The sequence below is a fragment of the Pseudomonas sp. genome, from assembly GCF_050739935.1.
GTDB lineage: Bacteria > Pseudomonadota > Gammaproteobacteria > Pseudomonadales > Pseudomonadaceae > Aquipseudomonas.
In genome coordinates this window covers 1-10,750 of record NZ_JBOICF010000020.1, presented here as the reverse complement: position 1 = coordinate 10,750, position 10,750 = coordinate 1, and the positions used below count along the sequence as shown (strand labels likewise).

7 protein-coding genes and 2 pseudogenes are annotated in these 10,750 nt (G+C 59.4%); 7 read left to right on the top strand and 2 right to left on the bottom strand.

The features are described from left to right. Nucleotides 1–293 (top strand): annotated as a pseudogene (locus ACRER8_RS02770) (SEL1-like repeat protein); the annotation flags it as partial. A 354-nt stretch (nt 294–647) separates the two neighbouring features. On the opposite strand, the gene ACRER8_RS02765 reads toward ACRER8_RS02770, so the two are convergent. Beyond that, nucleotides 648–2,501, bottom strand: coding sequence for an ABC transporter ATP-binding protein (locus ACRER8_RS02765; protein WP_431744835.1), 1,854 nt, complete (start codon nt 2,499–2,501; stop codon nt 648–650). A 607-nt stretch (nt 2,502–3,108) separates the two neighbouring features. On the opposite strand from ACRER8_RS02765, the gene ACRER8_RS02760 reads away from it, so the two are divergent. The 6 genes from ACRER8_RS02760 (at nt 3,109) to ACRER8_RS02735 (ending at nt 10,356) form a co-directional block, all read left to right on the top strand. Beyond that, on the top strand, nt 3,109–3,873 hold the full coding sequence (locus ACRER8_RS02760) for an enoyl-CoA hydratase/isomerase family protein (protein ID WP_431744834.1): 765 nt from the start codon (nt 3,109–3,111) through the stop codon (nt 3,871–3,873). A gap of 156 nt (nt 3,874–4,029) precedes the next feature. Continuing rightward, on the top strand, nt 4,030–5,088 hold the full coding sequence (locus tag ACRER8_RS02755; protein WP_431744833.1) for an ABC transporter substrate-binding protein: 1,059 nt from the start codon (nt 4,030–4,032) through the stop codon (nt 5,086–5,088). A gap of 12 nt (nt 5,089–5,100) precedes the next feature. Then, nucleotides 5,101–6,171, top strand: a complete 1,071-nt coding sequence (locus ACRER8_RS02750; RefSeq protein WP_431744832.1) for an ABC transporter ATP-binding protein — start codon at nt 5,101–5,103, stop codon at nt 6,169–6,171. Further along, a complete protein-coding gene (locus ACRER8_RS02745) occupies nt 6,168–7,871 on the top strand; it encodes an ABC transporter permease subunit (RefSeq protein ID WP_431744831.1) in 1,704 nt (567 codons plus the stop codon). Before ACRER8_RS02750 ends, ACRER8_RS02745 begins: the two co-directional genes overlap by 4 nt. Nucleotides 7,872–7,874: 3 nt before the next feature. Next, nucleotides 7,875–9,428, top strand: coding sequence for an AMP-binding protein (locus ACRER8_RS02740; protein WP_431744830.1), 1,554 nt, complete (start codon nt 7,875–7,877; stop codon nt 9,426–9,428). A 124-nt stretch (nt 9,429–9,552) separates the two neighbouring features. Then, nucleotides 9,553–10,356, top strand: a complete 804-nt coding sequence (locus tag ACRER8_RS02735) for an IclR family transcriptional regulator (RefSeq protein ID WP_431744829.1) — start codon at nt 9,553–9,555, stop codon at nt 10,354–10,356. A gap of 214 nt (nt 10,357–10,570) precedes the next feature. Here ACRER8_RS02735 and ACRER8_RS02730 read toward each other — a convergent pair. Continuing rightward, nucleotides 10,571–10,750, bottom strand: a pseudogene (locus ACRER8_RS02730) (nuclear transport factor 2 family protein); the annotation flags it as partial.

Sequence of the window (10,750 nt, the reverse complement as noted above, 5' to 3'; positions counted from 1 at the left end):
AAAAGAAACTTGACCCGGCCACTGGCAGGCCGCTACCCGGCTCACCCGTATTTAGCCAGGCCCATTTATCAGCACCTGACTGCGGCAGTGGTAAAACCTGCCCGGTCAGTGGCTATTGGCAAGTGCGCGCGGGCTGGAACCTGGCAACGCCAAACGGCGCAGCGATCGTTCGCCACTTCAACAAGGGCGATCTATTCCCGACTGAACAGATGCGCCACTACAAATTCCGCAACTGGCCGTTCTCGACAAAGATCACGTTGAACGACACGAACGTGATTTGGAGGCTGGCATGAGGTGCGGTGTTTTGCTGCTGTCTTGCCTGTTGCTGACGGGATGCGGCAAGGGAGGTGAAAGGAACGTGACTTCGCTGAAATCGCTCAACGAGATCAAGGCCGACTTAGCTTTTAACTGCGCTCACGAAACCATCCCGGTTGCCTGGCCTGACATCGGTGGGATATGCCGCAATTGAGCGATTCCTGCGGCTTGTGGCTCCGCAGGACGCGCCTGCGTGGGCATTGTCCTGGATTCAGGCAACGGCTAGAGAGTGAGGATGCGCATCTGCACGTCAGGTCAGGACTCACTTCGCATATGCGTGACAGGGCATCGTGGGACCTGACTGGCCAAAAGCCAGGCCGCCACGCTCATGCCTATTCCGTAGCCTCGACCACGCCCTGATCCTCCCCCAGAAATCCGCCGCTCTGGTGTTGCCACAGGCGCGCATAGGTGCCGTTTTTGCCGAGCAGTTCGGCGTGGGTGCCTTGTTCGATGATGCGTCCGTCATCCATGACGATCAGCCGGTCCATGGCCGCAATCGTGGACAGCCGATGGGCGATGGCAATCACGGTCTTGCCCTGCATCATTTCATCCAGACTTTCCTGGATCGCCACCTCGGCTTCCGAATCCAGCGCGCTCGTGGCCTCGTCAAGTAACAGAATCGGGGCGTTCTTGAGCATCACCCGGGCAATCGCGACGCGTTGGCGCTGTCCTCCGGAAAGCTTGATGCCGCGCTCGCCCACCAAGGTGTCGTAACCGGAGTGGCCCTGCTGGTCGCTGAGTTGACTGATGAAGCCATCGGCCTGCGCATTGGCCGCGGCGCTGCGGATTTGCGCATCGGTCGCATCGGGGCGGCCATAGGCGATGTTGTCGCGAATGGAGCGGTGCAGCAGGGAAGTATCCTGCGTGACCATGCCAATGGCGCTGCGCAGGCTGTCTTGCGTGACGTGCGCGATATTCTGCCCGTCGATGCGAATCTCACCTCTGTCCACGTCGTAGAAGCGCAGCAACAGGTTGATGAGGGTGGATTTACCTGCGCCGGAGCGACCCACCAGCCCGATTTTTTCCCCCGGTCGAATGGTCAGGTTCAGGCCATCGAGCACTTGGCGTTCGCCGTTGTAGTTGAAGCTCACATTATCGAAGGTCACTGCGCCGCCGGTGGTCACCAGTACGCCCGCGTCTGGCGCATCCTGCACCTTCGGGCCACGGGTCAAGGTGGCCATGCCGTCCTGCACGGTGCCGATGTTCTCGAACAGCGAGGTCATTTGCCACATGATCCAATGCGACATGCCGTTGATACGCAGCGCCATGGCGGTAATCGCCGCCACCGCGCCGGTGCCGACTTCGCCCTGATGCCACAGCCACAGGGCATAACCGCCTGCGCCCATGATCAACGCGACCACCAACGCCTGATTGACGATCTCGAATTGACTTACCAGGCGCATCTGCAGAAAACCGGTCTGCTTGAAGTCCTCCATCGCAGCGCGCGCGAAGTGCGCTTCACGTTTGGAATGTGAGAACAGCTTCACCGTGGTGATGTTGGTGTAGGCGTCCGAAATACGCCCGGTCATCGATGAGCGCGCGTTGGCCTGCTGCTGCCCGACTTTCCCCAGACGTGGCACGAAGTACAGCATGGCCAGCCCGAACAGTCCCACCCAGGCAATGAAAGGCAGCATCAGTTTCAGGTCGAAGCCGCCCGCCAGCGCAATGATTGCGATGAAATACACCCCGATTCCGGGTGCGATCTCGATGACGGTGAACAGCACCTCGCGCACCGACAATGCGGTCTGCATCACCTTGGTGGTGACCCGGCCGGAGAACTCATCGGAGAAGAACGAAAGGCTTTGTCGCAGCATCAGGCGGTGGAAATCCCAGCGCAGTCGCAACGGCAGGTTGATCGCCAATATCTGGTGCTGCACCATCGTGCGCAATGCCACCAGCCCGATGCTGGTCAGCAATACGATACCGATGCCCCACAGCACGCGACTTTCCTGCGCGGCCGCATCGCCGCCGACCTGCCAGGCAGATAGCAGGTCCACGACCTGCCCGAGGAAAGAAAACAGCCAGGCTTCGTAAATCGACACGCCGGCACTGAGCAGCGCAAGCGCGAGGATATAGCCGCGGGCGCCCCGCGTGCAGGCCCAGAGAAATCGCGCCAGCCCCTCGGGTGGCGGCGGTACCTCATCGGGCGGGAAGGGGTCGAGTCGACGTTCAAATACGCGAAGCATAGTGATATCCAGAACCGATCTAGTAGAGAGAGATTCTGCCATTGAACGGTTGCTTTGAGGGTTTGGCAGATGGCGAGGGTAGGGTTACTGGCGTTTTTGTTGTCGGGATGGGGGTTCCGGATGGGGGCAGTTGCGGCGTTCAGCCTGCCGCACCTGGTCGTCCGGCCTACCACGCATCGGTATTGCCGGAGGCCTGTATCCACGGCTACCCCCTCGGATTCAGCCCAACCGCGGGCTTGAGCGTGAGGCCGAGCGCAATGTCCAGTTGATGAAGGGGCAGGGCAATGTAGCTGTCCTGGCTGTCCTGCCTTGCAGCGGATCCCGGTAATAAATCTGGACACTTTTTCACCTTGTCCAACCACAGGGGCCGAAGCGGCGCCTGTCGGCATCTGCGCCTAAGCGAAAAGCAATCCGGATCTCGCCTTCGGAGCCGCTAACGCAGCCGTCCACGCATTGCAAAATCGCGCATGAAAAGCGTTTCAGCTATGCGAAATGTTCCCGATGAAAACAACTCCTGACGACCCGCTTCAAACACGATTTTTCTGCTTGCGGGTAAATCATTTTACTAATATTGTAATTAGACATTAATTATTGCATAGAGATAACCATGTCAAACATTGTGCTAGAAACTCAAGGTTCCGTGGCAGTTATCACGCTCAATCGTCCGGCAGTCCTTAATGCCTGGACCACGGCCATGCGTAACGAAATCATTGATGCCTTACTGGCTTACGACGCCGACACGTCTATCAAGGCGCTGATCATGACCGGCGCCGGGGATCGTGCCTTTTCCGCGGGGCAAGACCTCTCCGAGGCCCATGACTTTGATGGTGAGCGCGCGGTGCAGTGGGTCGGTGAATGGGAGCGTTACTACGCCACCCTGCGGGGTCTGTCCAAGCCACTGGTCATCGCGCTGAACGGTACTGCCGCAGGATCTGCGTTTCAGGTCGCGTTGCTGGGCGATATCCGGGTCGGTCATCCGGGTGTGCGCATGGGCCAACCCGAGATCAACTCCGGCATTCCAAGTACCACCGGACCCTGGATCATGAACAGCATGTTGGGGATGTCGCGGACCATCGAGCTGACCTTGACCGGACGCCTGATGGACGCCGAAGAGTGCCATCGCATTGGCCTGATTCACTACATGGTGCCGGCCGATGAAGTGTTCTCCAAAGCCCTGCAAGTGGCCAACGAATTGGCAAATAAGCCACCGGTCGCCATGCGTCTGGACAAGCAGCGCTTTCGCGAGATGAGCGATCCCGACTTCAAGAACTCGATTGAAGCCGGCCGCCGCTTGCAGAAAGAGGCGTACGACTCCGGTGAGCCAGCACGCATGATGGAAGCGTTTTTCCAACAGCGGGCCAAGCAGGCCTGATGCACAGCTTGAAACTCGCCGCCGGCCTACATGGCCGGTGGCTACAACAATGCGCACGGCGGCGGCAATGTACCCTCACCGGCAACCCCCACGACCTTGTGAACTGCCGATGTCTTCGCCTTTTATCGATGCTTTCGTTTTTCACAGGAGTCTCTCATGAGCAACCCAGAAAGCCCTGACCGTCGAAATCTGCTCAAGGCAGGCATGACCCTCGCGCTGGCCTGCAGCTTGCCGAACGTGGTGCGCGCCTCCGACCGCCAGATCATCGTCTCCGACCCCGGTGGCCCATACACCAACGCCTACCGGAAGGCGTTCTATGACCCGTTTGAACAGGCCACTGGCATCAAGGTGATCAGCGTCGCCCGCGAAGCGCAGCCGGTCGCGCAGCTCTCGGCCATGGTCAAGACCCGCAACTTCGTATGGGATGTCACGACCCTGACAATTTCCGCGGACATTCCCTACCTGGAAAGTCACGGTTTCCTCGAACCTATCGGTCTGAGCAGCGCGGAGTTTCCGGACTTGCTGCCCGAGGCCATCACACCGAATTTCCTGGGCGTCGACGTGTACTCCACCGTTCTGGCGTATCGCACCGATACTTTGAGCAATGCCCCGCAGTCGTGGGCGGATTTCTGGGACGTCGAGAAATTCCCGGGCCGCCGCTGCCTTCGCCGTAGTCCGCTGGACACCCTGGAACAGGCGTTGCTGGCAGACGGCGTAGAGCTGGACGCGCTGTATCCGTTGGACGTCGACCGTGCCTTTAGAAGTCTGGACAAGATCAAGCCCCACATCGATCTGTGGTGGACCTCCGGGGCCCAAGCCATGCAAGCCATTCAGAGTGGAGAAGTGGACCTGATTTCGATCTGGAACGGTCGCGCCCAGGCCGCGCTGGAAAATGGCGCTCCGGTGCAGATCGTCTGGAACCAGGGGTTGTATTCGATCGAAGGGTGGGCCATTCCGAAAGGCACCCCTCGCGCTGACATGGCCAGGCAATTCGTGCGCTTTTGTGCCGATGCGAAGCGCCAGGCCGCGTTCACCGATGAACTGGCCTACGGTCCGACCAATCGCAAGTCCTTCGAGCAAATCCCCGTTGAACGGGCAGCGCTGCTACCGACGGCGCCGCAGAACCTGAAAAACATGCGCCTGCCCAGCCCTCAATGGTGGGAAGCGAACCGTACTCAGGTGACTGAACGTTTCAACGCCTGGATCTTGTCGTAAGGGAGTCGTTGCATGAGCGTAAAACTTGAAACACGTGGGCTTGGCAAGACCTATGGTCAGTTCGTCGCGCTGCAACCCACCGATATCCAGGTGCGCGAAGGGGAGTTTCTGACCCTGCTGGGACCTTCAGGCTCAGGCAAATCGACCTTGCTGCAGATGATTTCGGGACTGGTGCCGCCGAGCAGCGGGCAATTGCTGATCGACGGCCAGGAAGCCACACACATCGCGCCGGCCAGACGCGGCATCGGCCTGGTGTTTCAGAGCTATGCGCTGTTTCCGCACATGAGCGTGCGCGACAATGTTGCTTACGGTCTGCGCATGCGCAAGTACGAGAAGCGCAAGCTCGAGAGCGCGGTCGACGATGCGCTGAACATGGTGCGCATGCATGAGTTCGCCCATCGATATCCCAGCGAACTGTCCGGCGGGCAACAGCAGCGTATTGCCCTGGCACGCTGCTTTGCTTATCGGCCTTCGGTCATCCTGCTCGACGAACCCCTCGGTGCCTTGGACAAAAACCTGCGTGAGCACATGCAGCTGGAAATTCGCCGCATGCACAAGGAGCTGCGGGCCACCTTCATCTATGTCACGCATGATCAGGAAGAAGCGCTGACCCTGTCTGACCGCATTTGCCTGATGAACAAGGCACGCATCGAACAGCTGGCAACGCCGCAGGAACTCTACGATCGTCCGGCCAGTCTGTTTGCCGCCGAGTTCATCGGTCACTCCAACGTGCTGCAGGGCAAGCGCGCCAACGCCACTCAGTTGCATGTAGAAGGGCGTCTGCTTGAACTCAGCGGCTGTGTCGGGCATGAAGTGTCGGCCAAGGTCGACAGCACCGACGCCTTCGTTCTGGTGCGCCCGGAAGCGGCGCGCCTGACCGAGCCACGCGCCGGGTTGTTGGTGGGCAGTGTGGACGAATGCGTTTTCCTGGGCAGCGATACGCGGGCCTTGATCAGGCTGCCTTCGGGTGCCCGGTTCAGCGTGCGGTGCGCTCGCCATATCAACCCTCGTGTCGGGGATGACGTCGGAATCGCCTGGGACGCTCACCGTGCCACCTTATTGCCTGCGCAGGTGCAGCCATGAGTCTGCCTAAACGCCTGTTGCCGGCGATCCCGGCACTGCTGTTCCTAGGGGTCTTCTTTCTGTTGCCGGTAGCGGAAATGCTGATGGGCAGTTTCCAGAACACCAGCGGCGAGCTGAGCCTGAGCAATTTCGAACGCATCGCCTCGACCCCGGTGTATGGCCGGGTACTGGGCGCCACTTTCTGGATTTCGGCACTCACCGCAATACTCTCGGTGCTGTTGGCCTATCCGGTGACTTATCTCTTGACGCGTCTATCGCCCTCGGGGCGCGAGCGCTGGATGATCTGGATCATGCTGCCGTTCTGGACCAGCTATCTGGTCAAGACTTACGCCTGGATGCTGTTGCTGTCGCGCAAGGGACTGGTCACCACCATGGTGGCGCAGTTCATCGACAATCCGTCCGGGATGGTGCCGGCAATGTCCGGCGTGCTGATCGGCATGGTCCACTCGATGCTACCGTTGGCCGTCATCACGCTGCTGCCGATCATGCGCAGCATCGATCAACGCTTGGCACCCGCCGCGCAAACCCTCGGCGCCAGCGGCCCGATGAGCTTCTTCACCATCTTCCTGCCATTGTCGGCGCCGGGCATCGCCGCTGCCGCGCTGCTGGTGTTCATTACCAGCCTGGGCTTCTTCATCGTCCCTGCGCTGCTCGGCTCGCCGCGAGAAATGATGGTTGCGCAGTTGGTGATCTCCTCGGTGCTCGATCTGTTCGACATGCACTTTGCCGGGGCACTGTCGGTAGTACTTTTGATCTGTTCGTTGCTGGTGTTCGTGATCTACGACCGGGTCGCGGGGCTGTCCTCTCTTGGAGGAGAGGCACCCAAGGACCGCCAGTCAGGCCTGGGTCTGCGCCTGTTGTTCGCCATCGGCCATTTCTGCTCGCGGTTTGGTTCCGGGCGTCAGCGCAGCGGCGATGGGGTGATGCTGCCCGGCTACAGTGTGTTGTTGGTTCTGCTCTTGATCTTGCCGGTGTTGGTGGTGATTCCCCTGGCCTTTACCACCAGTCCATTCATTGCTTTCCCGCCCAAGCTCTACAGCTTCAAATGGTTCGCCGAGTTTTTTACCTCCACGGTGTGGCAGGCGGCCTTGTTGCGCTCCTTCGGCGTCGGGTTGGCGACAGCGTTGCTGGCACTGGTGCTCGGGTTTGGCGCGACCATGGCCATGACCCGCATGTCGGCACGCTGGCGCAAAGGCCTTTTCGCGCTGTTCATCGCGCCCCTTATCGTGCCGCGTATCGTGATCGCGCTGGGACTGCTTTACCTGTTCTCGCGGATGGGTCTGGCCGGCAAAGACCTGGGCCTGGTTCTCGGGCATACGGTGCTGGCGTTGCCCTATGTGGTGGTGACCCTGGCGGCAGCGTTCCGGCAATACGACATGCGCCTGGACGATGCCGCACGCATCCTTGGGGCTGGCACCTTCACTCGGCTGCGCACGGTAACCCTGCCGCTCATGGCGGGCAGTCTGATTTCGGCGTTCCTGCTGGCGTTCATTACCTCGTTCGATGATCTGACTGTCGCCATCTTTGTCAGTGGCGGTATCAACACCACGTTGCCCAAGCAAATGTGGGACAGCATTCAGTTGGCGCTCACACCGACGCTGGCCGCGGTTTCCACCACGTTGCTGGGCTTCATCGTGTTGTTCGTTGTGGTTGCCCAATGGGTCGCGCGACGCTCTCTTTCCAAACGCCAAGGCTCCTGAACAATGCATAACTTTCCTAGCGAATATTTTCCGCAGCGCATGGCGAATGACCAATTGACAGCCGCGCCGCTGATTCACGCCGGCCTGATGAACGATGACAGCAAAGTGCGCATCACCTTCGAAGGACGTTCGCTGCAAACTGCCGAACTGCGCGCGCGGGTTGCGGCACTGCAAGCTGTGTTGGCCGCGCAGGGGCTGAAACCCGGGCAAAGGGTGGCGGTGATGCTAGGCAACAGCGACGAGCAGATTGTGCTGATCTACGCGTTGATCCTGTCCGGGCTGGTGTGGATTCCGATCAATACCCGGCTGCGCGGCCCGGGTCTGGATTACCCGTTCGAACATGCCAGACCCGCGTTGGTGGTGGCTGACGACGAGTTTGAGCCGCTGCTGCGACAAGGTGTGGCAGGCGCTCTGCCATACCGGTCGATAGAGGCGTTACACCATGCCGCCCAGGCTTACGTGGATGCTTCTCTGCAATGGGTCGACAGTGCCAGCGATGCCGCGCTTTGCCTAATCTATACCTCGGGCACGACCGGGGCGCCCAAGGGCGTGATTTTCACCCATCGCATGATGCGCATCGCTGGCGAGGCCGTGCTGTTGGTGGCCGATGTGCAGGCGGGCGATCGTTTACTGCTATGGGAACCCTTGTGCCATATCGGTGGCGCCCAGATGTTGTTGCTGCCATTTCTGGCTGATGTGCAATTGAATGTGGTGCAACGTTTCTCCGCGAGCCGTTTCTGGGCCCAATGTGAAGCGGTCGGGGCGACGCAATTGCATTATCTGGGCGGGGTGCTCGATATTCTCATGCAACAGGATCCCGCCATCTGGCCAATGCGTCATAGTCTGCGCACGCTGTGGGGGGCAGGGGTGTCACTGAATAACTGGGCAGATATAGAAAAACGTTTCGGCTGCCGATTGCGCGAATGCTATGGGATGACCGAATGCGCCAGTTTCGCCACCCTCAACACAAACAATAAACCGGGCTCGGTGGGCAAGGCTTTGCCCTGGTTGACCGTCGAACTGCTGGACGCAGAGGATAAGCCGGTAGCTGTTGGGCAGTTGGGCGAGATCGTTTTGTCCAGTCCCGTCGAAGGGGTTTTTTTACCCGGCTATCTGGATAACCCCACGGCCACCGCACAGACGATGCGCAATGGACGGTTACACACCGGCGATATCGCCCGCTTCGATGCCGACGGCGATTTGTTTTTCGTCGGACGACGCACCGACAGCATGCGAGTACGCGGCGAGAACGTCTCTGCATGGGAAGTGGAGCGCGTTTTCAGCAGTCATCCTGCGGTACATGCCTGTGCCGCCGTAGGCGTGCAATCGACGATTGGCGAGCAGGAGATCCTGCTTTATGTCCGGTTCGAGGATAACGCGGTAGCTGATTGGCCTGCCGTCGTTCAATGGGCGGGCCAGCGATTGGCGTCTTACCAGCGACCGCGTTACTACCAGCGAATCGACAGTTTCGAGATGACTCCCAGCGAGCGGATCAAGAAACACCTGCTGCCGCGAACCATCGAAGATGCGTGGGACGCGCAGGGACATCACCCATAGCGACAAGCCCACGCGAGAACCTCAAGGAGTTGTCATGAATTCGCGCCAAGTGACAGGTATTCAGTGAATAGCGATAGACTATGTCGTGCAAACCCACTATTTCACACCGCGATGTAACGTATCCATGGCTAACCCCCGCTTGCCCAAAAAAACGGTAACTGACCCCACCGCTTCCTCGCTGTACGTGCAATCCGTGGAGAAGGCCATGAAAGTACTCATGGCCTTCGATGGCAGCCAGCGGCAATTGTCGTTATCGGAAATTGCCGGGCTGACCGGCATGGACCTCAGCGCAGCGCAACGCTTCACTTATACGCTCGCTACCCTGGGTTATTTGAACAAGGATCATGGCAAGAAATACGAGTTGTCCCCCAAGCTGCTCGATTTCACTTTCCACTACCTCAGCTCCAGCGAGTTGGTTAACCGCGCTGCGCCCTATCTGCAGCAACTGAGCGCGGAGACCGAAGAAGCGACCAACCTCACCGTAATGGACAACACAGACATCGTCTTCGTCCAGCGTATCGTCAGTCGTCACGTCTTCAATGCCAACGTCATTGTCGGTACGCGCCTGCCCGCTTGGTGCACCGCGCCCGGCTTGGCGCTGCTCGCTACCTACCCGGATGACGAAGTCAACGATATCTTCGACCGGAGTCATTTCGTCCAACACACCCCGGCGACCATCACCGACCGTGCGCAGATCTGGGCAAGCGTGGAGCAGGTCCGCCAGCAACGTTTTGCCCACGTGGAGGACCAATTCTTCTACGGTGATGTTTCTACTGCCGCAGCCATCCTGGACGGGGCAGGGCGCGGGATTGGAGCGGTCAACGTGGCAGTATCGCGTTCGCGCTGGGTCGCAGAGCGGGATATGCGACGCTACGCCGATCTGCTGATTTCCACCGCCTCTTCGATTTCAGTCAAGCGCAAAGCCTGAGCCGACACGGCGCGTCTTTCTCGAAACAAGCCATCCGACTGACTGGGGGAACAGACCATGAACGTTTCAAACCAGAGCGTTTTAAAGGATGTAAGTCCGCTATCCGGCCGATAGCTGCCTGTGGCTGATTATCGGGTCGCCTTTGCTGGCGGGCAGGGGCTTGTCGGCGTGGCGATTGAGGATCACCAACGCCGACAGGTCGGCTGGGACTGGATTAGAACTTGAATGCCTGACGGCCGATCAGCAGCCATTGGCCTTTCTGTTTTTGCCAGATCTGGAAGTTTTCGATCTCTGTCGGAACTTCCACACCGCTGTTTACGGCTTGAGCCGAGAAGTGGTTACGGACCAGTGCGACGTCGCCATCCAGCGTGATTTTCTGGTTCAGCATCTGCAG

Bases quoted from the DNA above. Each gene is read 5' to 3' on its own strand.
- ACRER8_RS02765 (WP_431744835.1), bottom strand. From the start codon at position 2,501: ATGCTTCGCGTATTTGAACGTCGACTCGACCCCTTCCCGCCCGATGAG.
- ACRER8_RS02755 (WP_431744833.1), top strand. From the start codon at position 4,030: ATGAGCAACCCAGAAAGCCCTGACCGTCGAAATCTGCTCAAGGCAGGC.
- ACRER8_RS02740 (WP_431744830.1), top strand. From the start codon at position 7,875: ATGCATAACTTTCCTAGCGAATATTTTCCGCAGCGCATGGCGAATGAC.
- ACRER8_RS02750 (WP_431744832.1), top strand. From the start codon at position 5,101: ATGAGCGTAAAACTTGAAACACGTGGGCTTGGCAAGACCTATGGTCAG.
- ACRER8_RS02735 (WP_431744829.1), top strand. From the start codon at position 9,553: ATGGCTAACCCCCGCTTGCCCAAAAAAACGGTAACTGACCCCACCGCT.
- ACRER8_RS02760 (WP_431744834.1), top strand. From the start codon at position 3,109: ATGTCAAACATTGTGCTAGAAACTCAAGGTTCCGTGGCAGTTATCACG.
- ACRER8_RS02745 (WP_431744831.1), top strand. From the start codon at position 6,168: ATGAGTCTGCCTAAACGCCTGTTGCCGGCGATCCCGGCACTGCTGTTC.